18 protein-coding genes and 1 pseudogene are annotated in these 21,146 nt (G+C 59.7%); 10 read left to right on the top strand and 9 right to left on the bottom strand.

Annotated features, from left to right (window positions below; all coding sequences use genetic code 11):
- Positions 1 to 64: 64 nt before the first annotated feature.
- The 3 genes from X760_RS66530 to purU all read left to right on the top strand — a co-directional run bounded on the left by X760_RS66530 (position 65) and on the right by purU (position 2,768).
- Entirely contained in the window at positions 65 to 820 is a 756-nt protein-coding gene (locus X760_RS66530) for a 3-methyl-2-oxobutanoate hydroxymethyltransferase (RefSeq protein ID WP_245278697.1), read from the top strand.
- Between the two features lie 165 nt (positions 821 to 985).
- Positions 986 to 1,873 carry a bifunctional methylenetetrahydrofolate dehydrogenase/methenyltetrahydrofolate cyclohydrolase FolD gene (gene folD / locus X760_RS66525; protein ID WP_023721594.1) on the top strand — a complete coding sequence of 296 codons (888 nt, stop codon included), beginning with the start codon at positions 986 to 988 and terminating at the stop codon, positions 1,871 to 1,873.
- Positions 1,874 to 1,883: 10 nt separating this feature from the next.
- The gene (gene purU, locus X760_RS66520) at positions 1,884 to 2,768 is read left to right on the top strand and encodes a formyltetrahydrofolate deformylase (RefSeq protein WP_031194740.1); all 885 of its coding nucleotides are present in this window, start codon (positions 1,884 to 1,886) and stop codon (positions 2,766 to 2,768) included.
- A 313-nt stretch (positions 2,769 to 3,081) separates the two neighbouring features.
- On the opposite strand, the gene metH is transcribed toward purU, so the two are convergent.
- Entirely contained in the window at positions 3,082 to 6,891 is a 3,810-nt protein-coding gene (gene metH / locus X760_RS66515; protein WP_031194739.1) for a methionine synthase, read from the bottom strand.
- A gap of 342 nt (positions 6,892 to 7,233) precedes the next feature.
- Between metH and X760_RS0139255 the strand changes: the two genes are divergently transcribed.
- The 6 genes from X760_RS0139255 to X760_RS76620 all read left to right on the top strand — a co-directional run bounded on the left by X760_RS0139255 (position 7,234) and on the right by X760_RS76620 (position 12,876).
- Positions 7,234 to 7,497, top strand: coding sequence for a hypothetical protein (locus X760_RS0139255; protein WP_031194737.1), 264 nt, complete (start codon positions 7,234 to 7,236; stop codon positions 7,495 to 7,497).
- Between the two features lie 359 nt (positions 7,498 to 7,856).
- Entirely contained in the window at positions 7,857 to 8,981 is a 1,125-nt protein-coding gene (locus tag X760_RS0139250) for an NAD(P)-dependent oxidoreductase (protein WP_051409739.1), read from the top strand.
- A gap of 10 nt (positions 8,982 to 8,991) precedes the next feature.
- On the top strand, positions 8,992 to 10,599 hold the full coding sequence (locus tag X760_RS66510) for a methyltransferase domain-containing protein (protein WP_023721589.1): 1,608 nt from the start codon (positions 8,992 to 8,994) through the stop codon (positions 10,597 to 10,599).
- Between the two features lie 88 nt (positions 10,600 to 10,687).
- The gene (speD, locus tag X760_RS75265) at positions 10,688 to 11,089 is read left to right on the top strand and encodes an adenosylmethionine decarboxylase (protein WP_084642945.1); all 402 of its coding nucleotides are present in this window, start codon (positions 10,688 to 10,690) and stop codon (positions 11,087 to 11,089) included.
- Positions 11,090 to 11,291: 202 nt separating this feature from the next.
- Positions 11,292 to 11,816: a hypothetical protein gene (locus tag X760_RS77355; RefSeq protein ID WP_023721587.1), complete on the top strand. Its 525-nt coding sequence runs from the start codon at positions 11,292 to 11,294 to the stop codon at positions 11,814 to 11,816.
- 310 nt (positions 11,817 to 12,126) lie between these two features.
- Positions 12,127 to 12,876 carry a hypothetical protein gene (locus X760_RS76620; RefSeq protein WP_198030542.1) on the top strand — a complete coding sequence of 250 codons (750 nt, stop codon included), beginning with the start codon at positions 12,127 to 12,129 and terminating at the stop codon, positions 12,874 to 12,876.
- Here X760_RS76620 and X760_RS66490 read toward each other — a convergent pair.
- Positions 12,779 to 13,691: pseudogene (locus X760_RS66490) on the bottom strand (aminotransferase class III-fold pyridoxal phosphate-dependent enzyme); the annotation flags it as partial. The gene X760_RS76620 and the pseudogene X760_RS66490 sit on opposite strands and share 98 nt — an antisense overlap.
- On the opposite strand from X760_RS66490, the gene X760_RS66485 reads away from it, so the two are divergent.
- Positions 13,588 to 14,826 carry an ROK family transcriptional regulator gene (locus X760_RS66485; protein ID WP_156948198.1) on the top strand — a complete coding sequence of 413 codons (1,239 nt, stop codon included), beginning with the start codon at positions 13,588 to 13,590 and terminating at the stop codon, positions 14,824 to 14,826. The pseudogene X760_RS66490 and the gene X760_RS66485 overlap by 104 nt on opposite strands.
- Positions 14,827 to 14,850: 24 nt before the next feature.
- On the opposite strand, the gene X760_RS66480 is transcribed toward X760_RS66485, so the two are convergent.
- The 7 genes from X760_RS66480 to X760_RS66450 form a co-directional block, all read right to left on the bottom strand.
- Entirely contained in the window at positions 14,851 to 15,876 is a 1,026-nt protein-coding gene (locus X760_RS66480) for an ROK family protein (RefSeq protein WP_198030540.1), read from the bottom strand.
- Positions 15,877 to 16,630: 754 nt separating this feature from the next.
- Complete coding sequence (locus X760_RS66475; protein WP_023721581.1) at positions 16,631 to 17,035, bottom strand: ester cyclase; 405 nt, start codon at positions 17,033 to 17,035, stop codon at positions 16,631 to 16,633.
- A 48-nt stretch (positions 17,036 to 17,083) separates the two neighbouring features.
- Positions 17,084 to 17,677 (bottom strand): NADPH-dependent F420 reductase, encoded by a 594-nt coding sequence (locus X760_RS66470; RefSeq protein WP_023721580.1) that lies wholly within the window; start codon positions 17,675 to 17,677, stop codon positions 17,084 to 17,086.
- A gap of 65 nt (positions 17,678 to 17,742) precedes the next feature.
- Positions 17,743 to 18,201 (bottom strand): nuclear transport factor 2 family protein, encoded by a 459-nt coding sequence (locus X760_RS66465; protein ID WP_023721579.1) that lies wholly within the window; start codon positions 18,199 to 18,201, stop codon positions 17,743 to 17,745.
- A gap of 42 nt (positions 18,202 to 18,243) precedes the next feature.
- Entirely contained in the window at positions 18,244 to 19,113 is an 870-nt protein-coding gene (locus X760_RS66460; RefSeq protein ID WP_031194731.1) for an SDR family NAD(P)-dependent oxidoreductase, read from the bottom strand.
- On the bottom strand, positions 19,097 to 20,179 hold the full coding sequence (locus tag X760_RS66455) for an LLM class flavin-dependent oxidoreductase (RefSeq protein ID WP_023721577.1): 1,083 nt from the start codon (positions 20,177 to 20,179) through the stop codon (positions 19,097 to 19,099). The genes X760_RS66460 and X760_RS66455 overlap by 17 nt, the downstream gene beginning before the upstream one ends.
- Before the next feature lie 22 nt (positions 20,180 to 20,201).
- The gene (locus tag X760_RS66450) at positions 20,202 to 21,128 is read right to left on the bottom strand and encodes a pirin family protein (protein ID WP_023721576.1); all 927 of its coding nucleotides are present in this window, start codon (positions 21,126 to 21,128) and stop codon (positions 20,202 to 20,204) included.
- Positions 21,129 to 21,146 lie beyond the last annotated feature (18 nt).

The following is a 21,146-nucleotide window of genomic DNA, read 5'->3' as shown; positions in this document are numbered from 1 at the left end:
GTACCACAACAGACCTCACGTCGAAGACATACGCGCGAAGAAGCGACGGGGCGAAAAGCTTTCGATGCTCTATGTCACCAGCACGGAGGAAGCCGCCGCCGCCGCCGCTGCGGGGATCGATCTCCTGTCAATCGAGGCAAAGGACTTCACCCCCGAAATGCGTGAGGCGGCGGGGGCGTGCTTCGTGCAGATCGGCCTGACGCCGCCAACGAAAGGAACCGTGGACGGAAAGCTGCTGGTCAGCGCCGAGCAATTCCTGGAGGCGGCTTACCGCTACACAGCGATTGGGGGCGATTGTTTCTATTGTGCCGCTTCTTTCGATATCCAGAGGACAATGTGCGAAAATCACATTCCGATTGTCGCTCATGTGGGCCTTATTCCATCTTACGTTACCTGGACCGGCTGGCGCGCTGTCGGAAAGACCGCATCAGAGGCGCTGACGATGTGGAAGCGACTAAAACGGCTCGAGGAAATCGGTTGTTTCGCTGTTGAGCTTGAGGTCGTTCCCGGCCGGATAGCCGAGTTCTTCGCCAAAAACACATCGATGATCTACTTCAGCCTCGGTTCGGGCTCAGGTGGCGATGTCCAGTACCTGTTCGCAGAGGACGTGCTCGGCTACGGCCGGAACCGCCTTCCGCGCCACGCCAAGGCGTATCGCAACTTCAAGGCCGAGTTCGACCGACTGAATAGTGAACGCGTCGCCGCATTCCGGGAATTCCGGGCTGACATCTATTCCGGTGCCTATCCCGGACCCGAACACACTGCGGCGATCCCGGAGGCTGAATTTGAAACCTTTCTTAGTCACTTGGGATCTCGATAGTGAGACTTGCTCCGTCTCAATATCAGTATCCACTTTTTCGATCTATTCTCAGTTGAGATAGACTAATTGTCCCTCGGTCCGCAGGGATTTCCATCGCAGCCGCGCTGGTCGTACCGGCACGGCGTCCAGCATTCTTCGACGCCCGCGAGACCGAAAGGCAAAATCATGACCGTTGGCATTCAACCCAGCAAGCTCATCGACGGAAAAGCAGTCGCAAACACCCTTACCACGCAGATTGCCGCCGATGTAGCTGCGCTGAGATCGGCAACCGGAAAAGTGCCGGGCTTGGCAGTGATCTTAGTGGGAGAAGACCCAGCGAGTGCTGTCTATGTCGCATACAAACACCGTCAGACGCTTGCGGTGGGTATGGCGTCCTTTGAACACAAACTTCCAGCCGACACCAATCAGGACGACCTGTTGTCAATCGTTAATGAATTGAATCAGGACCCTTCTGTGCATGGCATTTTGGTACAGCTACCATTGCCGTCTCAGATTGATCCGAACATGGTTCTCAACGCGATTGATCCGACCAAAGACGTCGACGGGTTTCATGTCCAGAATGCCGGCAGGCTGGCGACCGGCCAAGAAGGGTTCGTTCCGTGCACTCCTCGCGGCTGCCTATTGCTCCTGAAGCATCGTCTCGGCGATTTAGCTGGTCTCCACGCGATCATAGTTGGACGAAGCAATATCGTCGGCAAACCAATGGCCCAACTGTTGCTGGCTGAGAATTGCACTGTAACAGTCGCTCATTCGCGGACCCGCGAACTTCCGGCTCTCTGCAGGATGGCCGACATTCTAGTCGCCGCGGTCGGACGCGCAGAAATGATCCGAGGTGATTGGATCAAGCCAGGCGCGGTTGTCGTCGACATAGGTATCAATCGGGTGACCCAAGGCGGAAAGCCGCGCCTTGTTGGCGATGTCGCATTTGCAGAGGCTGCTCACGTTCAAGCGATTACACCTGTCCCAGGCGGCGTGGGTCCGATGACAATCGCGTGTTTGCTCGCGAATACCCTTTCCGCATTCCGTCACACCTTGGCGGCGCGAAACAACTGAGGAACGAACAATGTCGAAATTTGCACTTCGCGTGAAATGTCGTTCCACCAGGGGCATAGTGGCTGCGATCTCCAGCTTTCTCGCTGATCAAACTTGCAACATCACGGACAGTGCGCAGTTTGACGATGTTGATACTGGCAACTTCTTTATGAGAGTGAGCTTCCGGTCTGAAGGTGGGCGAAACCTGGACGAGCTCCGCGTCGGCTTCGATCCAATCGCATCGCGCTTCGCGATGGATTCAGAATTCTTTGACGAGGCCGTGAAGCGAAGAGTTATCGTCATGGTCTCTCGCTTCGGCCACTGCCTCAACGATCTCCTCTACCGTTGGCGCATTGGCGCTCTCCCGATCGATATCGTGGCGGTGATCTCCAATCACATGGAATATCAAAAGGTCGTGGTGAATCACGACATTCCGTTTCACTGCATCATGGTAACGAAGGAAAATAAAGCCGAAGCGGAAGCCCAGCAGATGCTTGTAGTGACCGAGACCAAGGCCGAGCTGATCGTTCTAGCTCGCTACATGCAGGTTCTCTCGGATGAAATATGTCGGAAGATGTCCGGCCGCATTATCAACATCCACCATTCGTTTCTTCCTTCGTTCAAGGGCGCCAATCCCTACAAGCAAGCGTATGAACGCGGAGTGAAATTGATCGGCGCGACCTCTCATTACGTCACTGCCGATCTAGATGAGGGGCCGATCATTGAGCAAGACATCATTCGGGTGACACATGCGCAGTCCAATGAGGATTACGTCAGCTTGGGTCGTGACGTTGAAGCACAGGCCTTGGCACGGGCGATACACGCCCACATCCATGGCCGAGTTTTCCTAAACGGGAACAAGACGGTTGTATTTCCACCATCACCCGGTTCGTTCGCCTCAGAACGAATGGGGTAGCGATAGAAAGGTTCTGTCGCAAACTTTTCGGAAAGGTCATTTGCAGCTTCCGGCCTGCTCGGCGAATTCCGCCGCAATCATGGCTGGGACGAATGGGCACACGACCCCCGCTACACCAACGAGCACTGGCGGATGGAGAGCGTCTTCCTGCGCGCGAGGGATATGGCCATCGCTGAGGCGGCCGGAAACGCGTGAATGGAAATTGTGCCTCAGCTGACATTCCTATGACCTGAGCGTTTATCCGGGACCTCATTTCCATGATACAGAAACGGCAGTTGCGGCTCGGAGCGTAAGACGGCAGAGCTTGCCGCCACTACTCCGCAGCCTCGGCATAGTGCGCTGGCACATAGTTGAGAATGGGTCCGAGCCAGCGCTCCACTTCCGCGAGCGGCATGTCCTTGCGGCGTGCATAGTCCTCAACCTGGTCGCGTTCGACCTTGGCGACGCCGAAATAATAGCTTTCGGTATGCGACAGATAGATCCCCGACACAGACGAGCCGGGCCACATCGCATAGCTTTCGGTCAGGCTCACCCCGGCATTGCGCTCGCTGTCGAGCAGCCGGAACAGTGTGGCCTTCTCGGTGTGGTCGGGCTGGGCGGGATAACCGGGCGCCGGGCGGATGCCGCGATAGGGCTCGCCGATCAGCTCGTCCGGCGCCAGCTTTTCGTCGACCGCATAGCCCCAGAACTCCTTGCGCACCTTCTCGTGCATGCGCTCGGCGAAGGCCTCAGCGACGCGGTCGGCCAGCGCCTTGACCATGATCGACGAATAGTCGTCATTGGCCCTCTCAAATCGTTCGGCGATCGCCACCTCCTCGATGCCGGCCGTGACGATGAAGCCGCCGATGTAGTCGGGCTTGCCGCTGTCCACCGGCGCGACGAAATCCGACAATGCGACATTGGCCTTGCCGTCGCGCTTGGTCAGTTGTTGGCGCAGCGTGAAGAAGGTCGCCAGCTCCTGCGATCGCCCCTCATCCGTGAACAGCCTGATATCGTCGCCGGTGGCATTGGCCGGCCAGAAGCCGATGACGCCGCGTGGCGCAAACCATTTTTCGGCGATGATCTGCTTCAGCATCGCCTGCGCATCCTCGAACAGCTGGCGCGCGGCGGGTCCTTGCGCTTCGTCTTCGAGGATCTTGGGATAGCGCCCTTTCAGCTCCCAGGTCTGGAAGAACGGCGTCCAGTCGATGTAGCGCGCGAGTTCCGTGAGATCCCAGTTCTCGAAGACCTTCACACCTGTGAAGGACGGCTTCGGCGGCTCATATTCAGACCAATCGATCCGATGCGCATTGGCCCTCGCCTTGGCCAGCGGCAGCCGCTGCTTGTCGGCTTCGGACCGGGCATGCGCGTCGGCGACTTTCTTGTATTCGGCGCGCAACGTGTCGACATACTTCGCCTTGCTGTCATTCGACAGCAAGGACGACACCACGCCGACCGCCCGGCTGGCGTCGGTGACGTAGACGGTCTGGCCTTTCGCATAGCGCGGGTGGATCTTGACCGCCGTGTGCACGCGGCTGGTCGTCGCGCCGCCGATCAAAAGCGGAATGTCAAAGCCTTCGCGCTCCATCTCGGCGGCCATGTGCGCCATCTCGTCGAGCGAGGGCGTGATCAGGCCGGACAGGCCGATGATGTCGACATTTTGCTCTCGCGCCGTCTGCAGGATTTTTGCCGCCGGCACCATGACGCCGAGATCGATGATCTCGTAATTGTTGCAGGCCAGCACGACGCCGACGATGTTCTTGCCGATGTCGTGGACATCGCCCTTCACCGTCGCCATCAGGATCTTGCCCGCCGTCTGGCGTTCGCCATTGTCGATGCCATTGGCGGTATTGGCCAGCTTCTCGGCCTCCATATGCGGCAGCAAGCCGGCCACCGCCTGTTTCATCACCCGCGCCGATTTCACCACTTGCGGTAGGAACATCTTGCCGGCGCCGAACAAGTCGCCGACGACGTTCATGCCGGCCATCAGCGGGCCTTCGATGACATGCAGCGGGCGCTCGGCGGCCAGCCGCGCTTCCTCGGTGTCGGCNTCGATGAATTCGGTGATGCCGTTGACCAGCGCATGGCTGATCCGCTGCGCAACTGGCAATTCGCGCCAGGCGAGGTCGCGCTCCTTGGCTTCCTGGCCCGCCGTGCCCTTGAAGCGTTCGGCGATCTCCAGCATGCGTTCGGTGGCGGTGCCGCCGCCTTTCGGTTGACGGTTGTTGACGACATCCTCGCAGGCTTCGCGCAGGTCGGGATCGATGGATTCGTAGACGGCAAGCTGTCCGGCGTTGACGATGCCCATGTCCATGCCCGCCTGGATAGCATGGTAAAGCAACACCGCATGCATGGCCTCGCGCACCGGCTCGTTGCCCCTGAACGAGAAGGACAGGTTCGACACGCCGCCTGAGATATGGACATGCGGCAGCGTCCCGGTGATCTCTCCCGTCGCCTCGATGAAGTCGATGCCGTAATTGTCGTGCTCCTCGATGCCGGTGGCAATGGCGAAGACATTGGGGTCGAAGACGATATCCTCGGGCGGGAAGCCGGCCTGTTCGGTCAAAAGCTTGTAGGCGCGGGTGCAGATTTCGACCTTGCGCGCTTTGGTGTCGGCCTGGCCGTCCTCGTCGAAGGCCATGACGACCACCGCCGCGCCATAGGCGCGCACGAGTCTGGCATGATGCAGGAATGCCGCCTCGCCTTCCTTCATAGAGATGGAGTTGACCAGCGGCTTGCCCTGCACGCATTTCAGGCCGGCTTCGATGATCTCCCATTTGGAACTGTCGACCATGACAGGAACACGGGCGATGTCCGGCTCGGCGGCGATCAGGTTGAGGTACTCCACCATCGCCCTCTTCGAATCGATCAGTCCCTCGTCCATGTTGATGTCGATGATCTGCGCGCCATTGGCGACTTGGTCGCGCGCCACGTCGAGCGCGGCGACATAGTCGCCCGCCGTGATCAGCTTGCGGAACTTGGCTGAGCCGGTGACATTGGTGCGCTCGCCGACATTGACGAAGGGAATCTCATCCGTCAGCGTGAACGGTTCCAACCCGGACAGGCGCATCTTGCGCACGATGTCGGGAATGGTGCGCGGCGGATATTTCCGCACCGCCTCTGCGATGGCGCGGATGTGCTCAGGCGTCGAACCGCAGCAGCCGCCAACGATATTGACCAGCCCCTCGCGGGCGAAATCCTCGATCTGCGCGGCCATGAATTCCGGGCTCTCGTCATAACGGCCGAATTCATTGGGCAGGCCGGCATTTGGATAGGCGCAGACAAAAGTGTTGGCGACGCCTGATATCTCGGCCAGATGCTCGCGCATGGCATTGGCGCCGAGCGCGCAGTTGAGGCCGATGGTGAAGGGGCTGGCATGGCGCACCGAATGCCAGAAGGCGGTCGGCGTCTGGCCGGACAGCGTGCGGCCGGACAGATCGGTGATGGTGCCGGAAATCATCACCGGCAGGCGCACGCCCTTCTCATTGAAGACCTCTTCTGCTGCGAAGATTGCCGCCTTGGCGTTCAGCGTGTCGAAGATCGTCTCGATCAGGATGATGTCGACGCCGCCATCGATCAGGCCGCGCAGCTGCTCGCCATAGGCGAGGCGCAATTCGTCGAAGGTCACGGCGCGATAGCCGGGATTGTTGACGTCGGGCGACATCGAGGCGGTGCGGTTGGTCGGCCCCAGCGCGCCGGCGACGAAACGGCGCTTGCCATCCTGCTGCTCGGCACGAACAGCGGCGCGCCGCACCAGCCGCGCGCCATCGCGATTCAGCGCATAGACGGCATCCTCCATGCCGTAATCGGCCTGGGTGATCGACGTCGAGGAGAAGGTGTTGGTTTCGAGGATATCCGCGCCTGCGATGGCGTATTGATAGTGGATCTCCTCGATTGCCTTCGGCTGCGTCAGGATCAGAAGATCGTTGTTGCCTTGCTGATGGCAGGCGCAGCCGGCGAAGGCCTCACCACGGAAATGATCTTCATCGAAACCCAGCCCCTGGATCTGCGTGCCCATGGCGCCGTCGAGGATGAGGATGCGCTCACGCGCCGCTGCCGTCAGCGCCGCAAGCACTTCCGACTCGTCGGGCTTTGCCGCGACGGAGCCGAACAATGCGTCCAGCGATGCAGAATTCTGCGACATTTTCATCCTCAAGACGACAGTAGTGTCCATTCACATAAAGACATCTTTATGTCAACATACGCGCTCCAGCCTGGGTGTGCGCACCGGAGAGAAAGTTTTGTGTCAAAATCGGTCCAAAAGCAGATGAGATGGATGAGCGGCATGCTCTCGAAGCGGCTTGGGCGGCAGCGCTCAAGCCGGCGCCGCTCCCATGTGTCTCGACCGATGCAAACAATATTGTGGCCTTTGGCCCAAACTGTCCACTATCGAACGGACGCATTATAGTCGAACGTTTTGCATTTCGTGCGAAGCCCTCAAAGCAACAAAAGAAGACGCGCGCGGGGAGAAGGCGGCCGGCCCAACTTGAGTATCAGCGCGGAGCTACATCATCAGGATGGCACGTCACTTGCACATCAACTTTGGGAAGCCATCGTGACGGCAATTGCCCGCAAACCAAGGGAGATGACGATGGCAATTCGCCTGAATTGCTCGGAGCAACTGAAGATGGCTGAAGATCTGCAGGCGTACCATGCCGAGCCACGGGGACTGATTATGTGGCGAGCCGAGTTGAAGCAATTCATTGACGATCGGGCGAAACACAATAGTCGGCATTGTCTCGCCGTCTGAGGTTGGACGTGAAGGGACCGCGGGCGGGAATATCAGGCGAGAGCTCGGGTCAGAGCTTCCCATACCGCAAGCGTCGAGGCGACGGAGATCGGTCAGGAAATGCTGAGCGTTATGAGCGGGCTCGGGAGGAAGAGAATGCGGAAGGTTGAGAAGATCAGACGAAGCGCTGCTGCAGGCTCCTGCCGAATGAAAGCCCTGCATCGTCCGCTAACGCTTTCGCAGCGTTAGGTGGGAATTCTCAGTCTGCTGGTGCGGCTGACGCTATTCCTAAAACGCGACGAAACAGCTCGAATCTAACCAGGACGCAGGTCAGGGGCCTAGCGCGACTTCTACAAAATCTCGAAATGAAGAGTACCAATATGACGGATAAACCCTCGGTCTCTATCCTGAAAGAAACCCGCGACAACGAGAAGCGGGTTATCATGCTTCCGCAAGGTGTTCGACAGTTTGTCGAGGCCGGTTTTAAGGTTTACGTTGAGCATGATGCCGGAGCCGCCTCGGGAGCGTTTGATGGGGACTACAAGGCGGCAGGGGGCGAAATCGTTTCAACAGACGAGGCTTGGACAGTTTCTCCATTCCTCTTGAAATATAAGTTTCCGAGCGTCGCCGAACGGCGGTACCTGTGCCGCCCGCTGCATATTGGCGCATACTTTTACCCAGGCGAAAACTACGAGCTAACGCACCACCTGCGCGAGCATGGGGTGACAGCCTATAGCTATGAGTACTTTCAGGCCGCAGATGGTTCGTTTCCGCTCATGACGCCCGATAGCGAGATCAGCGGGAAATTGGCTGTGCTCTTTGGGGCCCATCACCTGCTATCGACGCAGGGAGGGCTCGGCATAATGCTGGCTTCCCTACCGGGGATGAAGCCGCCGAAAGTCGTCGTCATCGGGCATGGAAATGTCGGCGCAGCAGCTGCTCGAACAGCCGCAGGTCTCGGAAACGAAGTTGTTGTCTTTGGCTACCGCGAGGAAAGCCTCCGCCGATTTGAGGCGACCGTTCCCTCGAACGTCAAATGCCTGATTGTCTCGCAAGAAGCCCTGGAGCGAGAGATACCCGACGCCGACCTGGTGATCGGAGCGACTTTGATTTCGACCTACGATACACCAGCGATGCTCACAGACGAACTCGTCAAGAAGATGAAGGAAGGCTCGATGATCATCGACGTCACTTGCGGCTATGGAGCAGGATACATCCCGACGGCCCATACATTCACCTGGATGGGCGCGGCACCATATAAGGTGCATGGCGTTTGGCACTACAAGGATCCCGTAATGCCAGCTCACGTGCATCAGACGGCGTCGATCGGGGCAACCACAAACCATACGCGTTATCTTATTAGTCTCGGCAAATCGATTTTCCTTAAGGATTTCCAGGACTCGGTTTCCCAAAAGGGCAAATTTGTTGAAAAAGGTGAGATCATCCATCCGCACGTGATTAGCGACTTTGCCTTGATCGAGGCATTGGCCAAGAAATCCGCGTGAGGGGGCGGCCATGGCGATGCGGCATAAGATATCATATAAAGAACGGGCCGCGTACTACGATGTCGAATATACGGACACTGTAGACCATGCTTTTCTCGCCAGTCTTGTTGGTGGTTCTACGCGCTCGGTCCTTGAGATTCCGTGTGGGGTCGGGCGTAACGCGCTTAATTTGGCTCGAAGCGGATGTTCGATAGTCGCTGTCGACAACGAACCGGCTATGGTCGAACGGCTGACAGAAAAGGCTGAAAAACTCGGCTTCAACAATGTGTCAGCACTCGTTCGGGATCTCCGGACGTTGGACCTCGAAGAGCGGTTCGACCTTATCCTCGTGCCCCGAGAGGCATTTCAGCTGTTGGTAGACTTGTCCCAGGCGCGGCAGTCGCTCAAAGCGCTGCGACGGCACCTCTCGGACGATGGGACATTGATGATCGACCTATCGTCTTTCGCAAAGGTCAGGCCAGAACAGGCCTACCTCCAGCCAGACTATTTCGATCCTACTGCCCCTGATGGCAGTTGGCGCTTTGAGTGGACGCGCCCGCTAGCCGCCAGGCTCACGTTGTCTCGTCATCGTATGCAGCAACACAATTGTGACGGCACAGTCGACGTGTCGTTCAGACACATTCGTGACACTGAGACGGCCATCGACGAGACCGAGACGACCATTCGACTTAGGCCTTACTGCGTCGACGAGTTCACGGCGCTCTGCGTCGATGCTGGATTGAAGGTTGAAAAGGTGTTCGGCGACTACGGACGCAACTGGTACCAGCCGAACGACGCCCGAATGATTTTTCTTCTCAGCGCAACTACCGACATTCGGGACGATCAGCTCCCCCCGTCCGGGGTTATGTGGGAACTCGGCCGAGGGTTCCAGAACGACCGTGATGCCTTTCGAACGAAAGACCTGCAGTTGGTTCCAATGCGTCCGTCCGTCCGAGCTTATTTTGAGACCTATCTGACGGAGTATTTCTCCGGCCCCTTCATCAAGGGCCAAGGGGCCGAGGATATTTTGAAGGCGATGGCGGAATGGGGCGTTATGGGAAATGCTCTCGATCTGGGATCTGGCACTTCGACGCTGTTCTGGTATCTCCCAACCAAGGGAGTCAATCGCCTCTCTTGCTGCGACATCGCGCCTGAAGCCCTTAGCGTGCTAGCGAACTTCGTACGGAGCAATCAACCGCTTCCTGAGTGTTACGGTTGGGTAGCCGATCATTTCAAAATATCCAATCACTCGGTCAACCAGCTTCGCGAGCGCTTTGCCGAGTTCTTGATTTTCGACTGCCTGAAGCGGTGGCCAAGTTGGATGGACAGCCACCGATACGACTTGATCACTGCCTTCGGTAATCTAGCGATTTCGGGGACAGCTGACGCGTACGACGATTGCTTCCAGCACATCGCTGATCACCTTGCACCCACGGGCCGAACTATCGGAGCGGATTGGGCAAGGCGGCAGTCATTTGCGCAGAAGGATGGGCACGACAATTCGTATTTGAGCATCGAACTGATAGCCAGCGCGATGAAGAATGCGGGGCTCACCCCGCTGGAATGCCGTCGTATCGAGATACAGCGGGACCCACTTTACGACGCCATTTTCGTTTGGGTCGGCCAGAAAAATAGCTGAGCGATCTCCTTCGATATTTTGGAGCTTTTAGCATGTCGCACAATCGCGAAGGCGGTGCAGGTAGCTTTGTTTCAGTTAACGGCGTGATCTGCGCTGGCGCCCATTATATTGTCGATCTGTTCGGCGGCACAGGTTTGGCAATCCCGCTTTTATCGAAACAGCCATTACGAAAAGCGCACAGTCCGCTGGAGCCACTATACTTTTTTCAAACTTCCATCGGTTTTCACCCGAGGGTGTCTCAGGCGTACTGTTATTGGCGGAATCTCACATCAGTATCCATACTTGGCCAGAGCACAGCTATGCGGCATTAGATGTGGTTATGTGTGGCCGGGCCCGCCCCAAAGAGGCTATTGCCGTTCTGAAGGAAGAGTTCAAGCCGATCCGTGTCGTCGAGTATTTGCTTGCCCGCGGCAGAGCCGACAATGCCGACCAATACTCTCAACCGGATCGGATCGACTCCGAACGTTGGCTCAAGGGGCTTGAGCGCTAATTTTCGATTCATCAATCGCGCGTCGTCGATCTCGTGCGTCAGGCGCCCGTGATTTCGGGCACTGCATCCCGGCGGCCGCCAAGGCGAAGAAAGATCAGAGCTGCTCGATCACCGTAAAAGTGGGGAGTAGACGCTATGGGGCGAGCGGCGAGAGTGGGGCACCTTAGGCGCTGTTGGATCCACCATCAGAAGGAGGCACCCCATGTCGCAGTCTTTTGACGCGAGCCGGTCCCTTACCGCTCTTGAACAGGATAACACGGTCATCGCCGTCATCGAAATGAGCAAGGCGAAGTGGCTCGTCGCCGCGCTCGTACCGGGTCTCAAGCGCCAGCCCCTCAAGAAGATCGATGCTGCCGCACCATCACTGTTGAAGCTGCTGCAGCGCTGGCGCGACGAAGCCGGGCACACGATCAAGCGCATCGCCGTCACCTGTGAGGCGGCCGGCGTCGGCTTTTGGCTGGCGCGTTGGCTGTGGGCGCGCGACATCGAGGCCTATGCCATCCATCCCGCCAGCGTTGCGGTGTCGCGTGAGCACCGGCGCGCCCGTCTCGCCCGTGGTGACAAGGCGCCACAGGTGAGCGGGCTGACTATCTGCTGGAAGCGTTCTCAACGACCCCCCGCCACCACTCTTGCTGGTGTGGCGGGCAAGCTCGACGCTGTATTGCGTAAGGGCGAGGCTGGGAGGAATGCTCCGAATTCCCCTGGCCGCAAATCCGTTCCGCGCTGAACGATCTGGTGCGCTTCGGAAAGCTCGAACAGGGGCTTTCACGGTAAGCGGCGCTCTAGCCGGCAGGGTGGCAGCTGCTGCCGCGCCTGAAATACGACGATGGAGGGGAAGTCCGAGCAGCGCAGCGATTCGCAGGCGGCAATCGCAAAGTTTTGTTCACGCTGCCTAACTCGCTGAGCAGAAGACGATTGACGGGTGCCACTGGTGCCTTTCGAAAATTTCCCTGTGGATATTGCCTCTGTGACGAATTGGCGTCGTACCCGTTTGGTGGATGTTGAGTAGAAATAAGCAACTTGGGCTCGGGGGAATCATGAACAAGTTGCTTGTTGGTGCGGCAATGCTTGCCGCAGGCGTCTTCGGCGCGGATACATCTTTTGTTTCTTATATTAGAAGCTCTGCAGGGATGGCGGCCTTTGCGCAGGAGGCGCAAGGGACTTCGCCAGATGTTGGCGCACCATCGGACGGCGGCTTTGGTAATGGCGGGGCAGCGCTGAGTTCGGGAACAGCCTCCGGTACGGATGATGCTGGTGCAACGCCGGCGGCAAATGCCACGGGAGATGCCGCGCCCGCGGCCGAGGCTCCCGACGCGGCGGCCGAGGTAGGAACGACAGATCAGTCGACCGACAGCGAGGCCGCGCCCGAGGAGCCTGCCGCGACGACGTTGGCGACGACGACGACCTCCGAAAGCGGCGATCCAGAGGCGATCGGCACGCCGAAGGTGGATCTGCCGAAGAACTCTGGCAACGGCAATCTGGGCTATGCCATTGGCATCGACCTTTCGGACTTCCATGGCATCGAGCCGTCGATCGCGCTCACCTACGATTCTTCGCGCCGAACCAAGCTAGGTGCCCTCTACCAGGGCTGGCTGGGCTATGCCTGGGGTCTCGGCGGTTTCGATGTCATCGAGCGGGCAAGCCCGGGCTATGGCATGCCGGCCTTCGATGCCGCCTGTACAGCTCACCTCACCCCTGCCAAGCACCCTCTTTGCGTAGATCATCCATCGTCCGTGAAATGCCTTCGCGCAGGATCGCCACCGTGTCGTCGATCTGCTCTCGGCTGATGATCAGTGGCGGCGACATCACGCACATGTTGATCAGCGGCCGCACCAGGAGGCCGAGCTCATAGCAATGGGCATCGATACGTTTTCCGACATCCTTGTCGAGCTGCAGCGGGTCCTTGCTTTCGCGGTCGGCGACGCATTCGACACAGCCCATCAGTCCCAAGCCCCTCACCTCGCCGACCAGCGGCAACTCTTCCAGCGTCTTCAGCTGCGCCTGGAAATAGGGGGCGACCGCCTGCGTATGCGCAAGCACGCTTTCTTCCAGCAAATCGAGGTTTTTCAGCGCCACCGCACAGCCGACGGGGTGGCTGGTGTAGGTCAGCCCATGACCGAACATCGCATCGGGATGGTTCGAGCGGCGCAGTTGTTCCAGCAGCCGTTCCGAGATGATGACGCCGCCGAGCGGGAAAATAGCCCGAGGTGACGCCCTTGGCGAAAGTGATCATATCGGGATCGATGCCGAAGACCTCGCCCGAGGCGAAGACATGGCCAAGCCGGCCGAAGCCCGTCACCACCTCGTCGGAGACATAGAGGATGTCGTTGTCGCGGCAGATCTCGCGGATGCGCTTGAGATAGCCGTCGGGCGGCACGATGACACCGCCCGAGGCCTGCACGGGCTCACCAACGAAAGCGCCGATTCTGTCGGCGCCGACCCGGGCCACCGTGTCGCGGAACTGCTCGACCAGGAAATCGGTGAAGGCGGCAAGGCTCATGCCTTGCGGCCGGCGGAAAGGATCGGGCGAGGACAGCTTGATCACCAGCTCGTCGGCGCCATCCATCCAATCCCTGTCGCGCGGGCGGCCGTTGAGCGAGGCCTTCATCCTCAATTGTTTACGGCGGGAGGGCGAGCTCAGCCGCATGGAAGTAGCGGCGATGACGGGCCTCAGCCCAGCCGCAGTGTCTGGCGTTGCGGGCGAGTTGATCGAGGAAGGCATCGTTGTTGAAGGCAAGAGCGCGCAAAGCAGTGGCGGCCGTCGCCCGATACCGCTCAGTATCAATTACGCAAGGCATTGGTCCATCGGCTTCAAGCTATCGCAGCACCGGCTAGAGGGTACGCTCACCGACCTCTCCACCCAACCGATCGGCACTTGCGAGTTGCCGCTCGCTGACCATGAGCCGGCCACGGTCGCTGCAGCGGTCCAGAAGGGCGTCTCCACACTCCTGCGGAATAGGCGCGAAGGTCGTCAGAAACTTGTCGGTGTTGGCATGGCGATGCCCGGGCTGATCGACGTGAACAGAGGGATTTGCCTGGTATCGCAGCGCTTCGACTGGAGGGACGTGCCGATAGCGGCACTTATTGCATCACGCATCAGTGTGCCGGTCTGGGTCGACAACGACGTCAATGCATTCGCAATAGCTCAGCAGCTGTTCGGCCACGGGCGTCGGCGCAACTCAGTGCTGGTGCTGATCATTGGAACCGGCGTCGGGGCGGCGTTTATCTTCAACGGTCAGATCCATCGCCGTGCGCGTTTCGCTGCTGGCGAGATCGGATTCCCGGTCAAGGAAGACGCCGGCTCGATCGCCACCGAGGAGCGGCTGAGCTGGGATCGACGCTTGTCGGAACCGGCGATAGTCCGCGCTTGGCAGGAGATCCGCAAGCGCTCCCCCAAGACCCCTGTCGACCTTCAGCAGGCCGCAGCGAAGTGCGACCGGCTCGCATTAGAGTATCTGCGCGAAGTCGGTTGTGACATCGGGCGTCGGGTAACCGCAATGATCGATCTGGTCGATCCGGAAGTTGTCATCGTTGGAGGCGAGGCGGTCCGCTTCGGCCCTGCGCTCGTCGACCCCCTCGTGAACACTGTCAGAGAATCCTCGTTTGAGAAACCGCCAGCGGTCGAAATCGACTGGGACAACAATGTGTGGTCACGCGGGGCAGCAGCCCTGGCCATCCAGCAGTTTTTCGACCTTGAGAGCACGGCCGGATTTGAACGAAAAGCCAACGCGAGATGAGCGAGCCTGAGGACCCTCTCATGATCAAGGTAAGGCAGCTAGCCCACGAAGCGCCAAGCCGACGGCACCGAGCACCGCATCATTCTCCGCCAGCTTTCCGATCATGACGCGGGTGCGCATCGGGGAAGGCACATCGCGTGCCTTCATCAGCGTGTGCTTTTCGTAGACCGCAACGAGAGGCTTGAGCAGCATGTCGCCTGCTCGCGTCATACGCCCGCTGACGATGACGAGCGGCGGATTGATGATCGTGCCGATAAGGGCGAGCCCTCGGCCGGCCTGTTCCGCCATGTCCTCGATCATTCGACGCGCGCCCACATCACCCTGGGACGCCATCGCCGACACGTCGTAAATAGTGATGATGCGCCCATAAAGCCTCGACATCTCTTGCAGGGAGCGATCGACGCCAATCTGAACTTCGAGGCATCCACGGTTGCCGCAGCGGCACAATCCGCCATTAGGCTCGATGCTCATGTGACCGAATTCGCCGCCCCCTCCGGCGACCCCAGTGATAACTTTGCCGTTGCGAACGATCGCGCCGCCCACACCGAGATCGAGTTTCAACAGGACGAAGTCTTCATAACCGGCGGCTGCACCCCACATTATTTCGGCCAGCGCCGAGCAGTTGCTCTCGTTGTCCGCGAAGACCGGCTTCTCCAACACGGCGCCGAAAATCTGCGAAATGTTCACTCCCGCCCAGGTTGGCATGCCGTTGGCGCGCTGCACCATGCCCCCAGGGCTGACCGGCCCGCAGACCGAGACGCCGACGCCGAGCAGGGCCGAGATGTCCAGCCCGCAAACCCCGTAAGCCACGGTCACGATGTCCCTCACGACGGCCGCCGCGCATTGGGGCGAATAGCCCGGTTCAACTTCGATACTTTTCTCCAAAATTACTGAATGTGAGACATCGGCGATCGCCAGGCGGATGTCCTGCTGGTTGAGGTGAACGCCCACGCACGTGCCGGCACGCGGATTGAGCGTTAGCGGGGTCGCCGGTCGGCCGATTGCCCTAGGGGTGCTATTGGTCGCAGGTCCCTCAATGACAATTTCCAAGAGCTTCAGCTCCCCCACCGCGGTTGACACGGTAGAGCGAGCAAGTCCGGTGAGCCGGGCAACCTGTGCGGCCGACAGTGGCCCGCGCTCACATAGCGCCCTCACGATTTGGCTGGTGACGAAAGCTGACGTTGCGTTGCCCAGCAACGATCTCAGCGCATTCTCATTCAAAATTTCGCCTCACATCCGGCGCCTCTGCGCAATTCGTTTGTCTCAAAAATTTCCCAGCCAAGCTTAGGCCTCCTGACCGATGATGTGGAGGGAGTGCCCTCACCGTGCTTCACCCTACAACTGGCAAGGTCCGCGACTTCACAATGCTCCGCAAGGTGGCCATTCTGGATACGGCAAAGCTGAGATGCCATCGCGTCGATTCTTCTGTTTGTGGACATATTCCAACGAAATCGCCTCCGTGCCTGCCGGAGAAGGCGTTTAAGGCTGCCACTTGGTCGTCTGCGGCCACGATGGCCGAGATCTGCAAAGTTCAAATCAGCGAAAGCGAATGAGGCCGCCATCCGATGCTTGTAGCCATGTACGCCAACGCCGCCTTGCGGAAGTCCCAATACTCGGCAGCCGCGACCTGTTAACGAAGATGGCGAAGCTCGAAGGACAATCGCGGCTCGCTCTGTTCGCTTCGTAGCTTGCCGTCCGCACCGCGAGCAACACGAGAACTGCCAACACCGCCTGAAACGCCTCGGCCATCATATCAAACAGTCTCGCTAGCAGGTACGCCCGTGCGAACCATTGACATCCGCGATCATCCTTGAAGTTGCTGCATAAGCGTCGAGAAGTCCGCAACTTCCCAATGCTCGGCGAGATGCCCATTTTCAATTCGGTAGAGCCGAAACGCCATTGTATTGATCTCTCTGCCAGTGGCCTTGACACCGGCGAAATCGCCTTTGTGCGTCCCGCGGACGGCATTCAGGACAGCAACCTGGTCGCCTTCGGCGACGATCGCCGAAATCGGTAGCTTCAGATCAGCAAACGCTGAGTGAAGCCCCGCGAAGTACTGCTTGAGCGCCTCGCGCCCCCGACCTTGCCCAGCCAGATGGTCGTCATAATCCTGCGTAACGATCTCGTCGAAGACGCTGAAATTCCCGCTTTCGATGGCGGCGAAGAATCGCCGCCCCAGTGCTTTGTTCCCTTCTAAGTTTGAGGACATACCGCCTTCTCCAATTCAACCTTTCGCTGCCATCGTGGCGCGTGCTGGTCATCCGAGTTGAACGAATTCCTGGCCGGAAACACCACCGCCGAACTGCTGCGCACGGCCGCCTTCAGCGATACCGCCCAGATCGACGGCGGCGAAGCCGAGGCGCTCGACAAGGTCCACGACAGCGAGCCGAGCCGATGGATCGTCACCCGAGACGAACAGCACACGACGGCCGCCGAGCACCGCCGGGTCGGCCCCGAGGATTGCGGCCGGAAGCGTGTTGAAGGCCTTGACCACACGCGCACCCGGGACGGCGTCAGCAACGATCTCCGTCGACAAACGACCCTTGAGGTCGCGCGGCGAGAACGCCGGGAAGTCGATCGCGTTCGTGGCGTCGACCACGATGCGGCTGTCCCATTCAACATCCTTCACTGCATCCTGTACTGCGTCGAAAGGGATAGCCAAAATGACGACGTCGGCCCGGAGAGCTTCGGAGGCAGTCACAGGCTTTACGATGGGCCCAAGTTCACTAACCAAACCAGCCAAGCTCTTTAGGCCCTTCGAGTTGGCGATGGCGATGTCGATTCCGTTGGCAACGAAACGCCGAGCGAGCGCGGTGCCGATCGCTCCCGATCCAACGATGGCGTAGTTCATCTTTTCGCCCTTCCTGATTCGTCAGCTTTCGCGGTCGGAGGCGGCTTTGCGTAACCGTTTCCCTTTCAGAACATTCCATTTGCATTGGCGCGAGGAATGTTTGGCGCGATCAACGGGGCCGAGTTCTGCGGATCGCCGACCACCTGCAAGGTGTCCCAATGCTCGATCGCTTTGCCGTTGGCATCCATTTTGTAGATGTCGACGCCGGCGATCCCGGTGTCATTCGGGTCGTCGTTGAAAAGATTCAGAAAATTCACATGGGCCCAGACGTAGTCGTCGAGGGCGATGATTTTGTGGACCACGACGCGCGCCAGAGCGCGTTCCTTGTTGATCTGGCCAAAAAACTGCGCCAGGGCGACTGGCCCATCTGCGATCAGGGGATTGTGCTGGATGTAACCCGGCGCGATGAACTTGGGCACATATTCTTCCGCCTTCTTCTGGTTGATCACCAGATCATAGAAGCCAAGGATGTTGTCCTTATTGCGAACGGCACGGCTGTCGTTGCCGTCTACGAGCTCAAGCATGGGGTATCTCCTTCTTATGAAGTGTGGATTTGCTGGAAGGCCCTAGCTCAGGCCGGCGACTTGAAGCCGGAGCCCATCCAGTTCAGCGTCGGACTTCTCGCGAGCTGCGCGGAGCATTTCGTCGGCGTCCTGTCCCACCGGCGCGCGGCTCGGTGCAGGTACCTGTTCGGCCAGTTCGACGATACGCTTCGCGGCCGCAGCCGACTCGAGCCCACTGCTCTGCATGCCGTTGAGCGTGTTCGCGAAGGTTTCGAATGTTTGACCGTATAACTCGCGCTGTTCAGAGGTCATATCGTCCGCGACCCGCTTTAGAGCGGCAGCCGTTTTCGCCGGTCCCCCAGTCTTCATATTGCCTGCCGCAGCCACCACGACATCGATGCCGAAGCGCTTCAGCTCGGCACGGTAGACGGCCGCAAATACCTCCAGGGCGACCTTCGATGCGCCTGATGGCCCATTGAACGGGAGCGGTACGCTGGCGGTCCAGGTGCTCACCTGGACGATGCGACCGCGCGCCTTCCTCAATGCGGGCAGGAACGCATTCATGACCGAGAGGGCGCCGAACACGTTGACGTCGAATTCGCGCCGGATGGCGTCGAGCGGCAAAATCTCGATCGGGCCGGGGGTAAGGATCCCTGCGTTGTTGATCAGAAGATCGAGGGCGCCATCGCCGAGCGCGTCGGACACGTCGTCAGCCCAGGCTTTCACGGCCTGTTCCTTGGTCATGTCGCAGACGGTCAGGCTGACGCGTCCACCGGAGGCGTCCTTCAGATCCTGGACCTCTGCGGCGGACATGGCCGTGCCGAAAACAGTATAGCCCTTGGCCGCCAGTCCGAGCGCGATGTCGCGGCCAAGGCCACCGCCAGCGCCGGTGACTGCGGCGGAGCGTCTCAAGTGTTCAGAAGAGTTCGGCATTTGAGGTCTCCTTTTCAGTCGGTGCCCCGTGCTTTGACCGCGCCGCGCGGACGATCGGCGCTACTTCGGTTCCGAGCAGCTCGATCGAGCGCTTCATCGCAGCGGTTTCGAGGGATGCCGTGCTCATTTGGAAGGTGATCCTCGATACGCCGCCGAGTGCGCTGTCGGCATCGAGCATCTTGCTGGCGACAGTGTCCGGATCACCGATCAGAAAGGCGCCCTCCGGGCCGCACATCGCCTCGAACTGCTGGCGCGACGGTGCAAACCAACCGCGTTCGCGGCCAATCGTCGTTGTCAGATGCGCCCAGCCGGGGAAGAAGGCATCCTTGGCTTTTGCGATGGTCTCTCCGACGAAGCCCATCGCATGGGCACCGACTGTGAGTTGCTCAAGCGCGTGCCCGGCGCGCAGTCCGCTCTCGCGGTAGAGATCGACGAGCGGGCGGAAGCGCTCAAAGCTGCCGCCGATGATCGCGACCATCAGTGGGAGGCCGAGCGTTCCGGCGCGTGCGAAGGATTGCGGCGTACCTCCGACGCCGAGCCACACCGGCAGGCGCTGCTGATGCGGCCGGAGGAAAACGCCTTGCCCGGTGAGTGCCGGGCGGAAGCGTCCCTCCCACGCGAGGTGGGTCTTCTCGCGAAGCTTGAGGAAGAGCTCGAGTTTCTCCGCAAAAAGATCGTCATAGTCCTCCATCCGAAAGCCGAACAATGGATAGGCCTCACCGAAGGAACCGCGGCCAACGACGATCTCGGCACGCCCCTTCGCGATCAGGTCGAGGGTTGCAAACTCCTGAAACACCCGCACAGGATCGGCGGCGCTCAGGACCGTGACGGCGCTCGTGAGGCGGATACTCTTGGTGCGGGCAGCCGCGGCCGCCAGAATGATCGCGGGTGCGGAATCGAGGAATTCGGCACGGTGGTGCTCGCCGATGCCGAACACGTCGAGGCCGACGTCGTCGGCAACCTCGACCTCCTCGAGGAGATCGGCCATGCGGTCGGTTGCCGAAGGCAGTTTGCCCGTCGCCGGATCAGGGAGGATTGCCGCGAAACTGTCGACACCGATTTCCATAACACCTCCTTGCAATGTGTTGTCAGCCGCGGGGCGCAATGCGCAATGGGTCAGGAGGCAGCGGGATGAACTCGGTCTCGCCAGCGATCTCGGGAAAGCGCCCCTGCCGCCAGTCGTCCTTCGCCTGTTCGATCCGGTGCTTGGAGCTCGAGACGAAGTTCCAGTAGATGTGGCGCGGCTCGGGAAAGGGTTCTCCGCCCACCATCATCAGATGGGCGCCGCTGCGCGCTTGCAGCACGATCTCGGCGCCGGGCTTGAAGACCACGAACTGCGCTTCGCCGAAGCTGCCCGTCTGGCCCGCGACTTCAATCTCGCCCGAGACGACAAACATCGCGCGCTCGATATGCTGGGCTGGGACCTGCAGGCGCGCGCCGGGCTTGAGCACGACATCGACATACATCAGGTCCGAATAAACCGGCACCGGCGAGCGTTCTCCGAAAGCTTCGCCCGCAACGATGGTGAGCGAGACTCCGTCCGCTTCGAGCGCAGGCAAGAAGTCTTCGGCATGATGGGAGAAACCCGGCTCCATCTCTTCCAGGGCCTTGGGCAGGGCGACCCAGATCTGCTGGCCGAACATCGCCCCGCCCTGCGTCTGGAATTTCGCAGGCGAACGCTCCGAATGGACGATGCCCCTGCCCGCCGTCATCCAGTTCACGTCGCCGGGCCGGATTGTCTCGACATTGCCGGCGCTGTCGCGATGAACCATCTCGCCCTCGAGTAGATAGCTCAGCGTCGAAAGGCCGATATGCGGATGCGGCCGGATCTCCGGGCCGGCCCCGGCGCGGAACACGATCGGTCCGAAATGGTCGAGGAAGATGAAGGGACCGACCGTCCGGCGCTGCGCAGACGGCAGCGCGCGACGAACCTTGAAGCCATCACCAAGATCCCGAACAGGTGGAAGCAGAACCTCTTCCACCGCTAGGTCGACCGTCGCACTCGAAATGGTCATTGCCGCCTCCTGTGCGTG

Source organism: Mesorhizobium sp. LSHC420B00 (assembly GCF_000503055.1).
In the GTDB taxonomy this organism is placed as follows: Bacteria; Pseudomonadota; Alphaproteobacteria; order Rhizobiales; family Rhizobiaceae; genus Mesorhizobium.
Note: the sequence above shows the minus strand (reverse complement) of the source record. Positions and strands in the feature narration are given on the sequence as shown.

Excerpts from the sequence above, each read along its gene's own strand:
- X760_RS66475 (WP_023721581.1), bottom strand. The coding sequence starts at position 17,035 with ATGTCCTCAAACTTAGAAGGGAACAAAGCACTGGGGCGGCGATTCTTC.
- X760_RS66485 (WP_156948198.1), top strand. The coding sequence starts at position 13,588 with ATGCCTTGCGGCCGGCGGAAAGGATCGGGCGAGGACAGCTTGATCACC.
- X760_RS66455 (WP_023721577.1), bottom strand. The coding sequence starts at position 20,179 with ATGGAAATCGGTGTCGACAGTTTCGCGGCAATCCTCCCTGATCCGGCG.
- X760_RS66460 (WP_031194731.1), bottom strand. The coding sequence starts at position 19,113 with ATGCCGAACTCTTCTGAACACTTGAGACGCTCCGCCGCAGTCACCGGC.
- X760_RS66510 (WP_023721589.1), top strand. The coding sequence starts at position 8,992 with ATGGCGATGCGGCATAAGATATCATATAAAGAACGGGCCGCGTACTAC.
- folD (WP_023721594.1), top strand. The coding sequence starts at position 986 with ATGACCGTTGGCATTCAACCCAGCAAGCTCATCGACGGAAAAGCAGTC.
- X760_RS76620 (WP_198030542.1), top strand. The coding sequence starts at position 12,127 with ATGAACAAGTTGCTTGTTGGTGCGGCAATGCTTGCCGCAGGCGTCTTC.
- X760_RS0139250 (WP_051409739.1), top strand. The coding sequence starts at position 7,857 with ATGACGGATAAACCCTCGGTCTCTATCCTGAAAGAAACCCGCGACAAC.
- X760_RS66450 (WP_023721576.1), bottom strand. The coding sequence starts at position 21,128 with ATGACCATTTCGAGTGCGACGGTCGACCTAGCGGTGGAAGAGGTTCTG.
- X760_RS66465 (WP_023721579.1), bottom strand. The coding sequence starts at position 18,201 with ATGCTTGAGCTCGTAGACGGCAACGACAGCCGTGCCGTTCGCAATAAG.
- X760_RS66530 (WP_245278697.1), top strand. The coding sequence starts at position 65 with ATGCTCTATGTCACCAGCACGGAGGAAGCCGCCGCCGCCGCCGCTGCG.
- X760_RS77355 (WP_023721587.1), top strand. The coding sequence starts at position 11,292 with ATGTCGCAGTCTTTTGACGCGAGCCGGTCCCTTACCGCTCTTGAACAG.
- X760_RS66470 (WP_023721580.1), bottom strand. The coding sequence starts at position 17,677 with ATGAACTACGCCATCGTTGGATCGGGAGCGATCGGCACCGCGCTCGCT.
- purU (WP_031194740.1), top strand. The coding sequence starts at position 1,884 with ATGTCGAAATTTGCACTTCGCGTGAAATGTCGTTCCACCAGGGGCATA.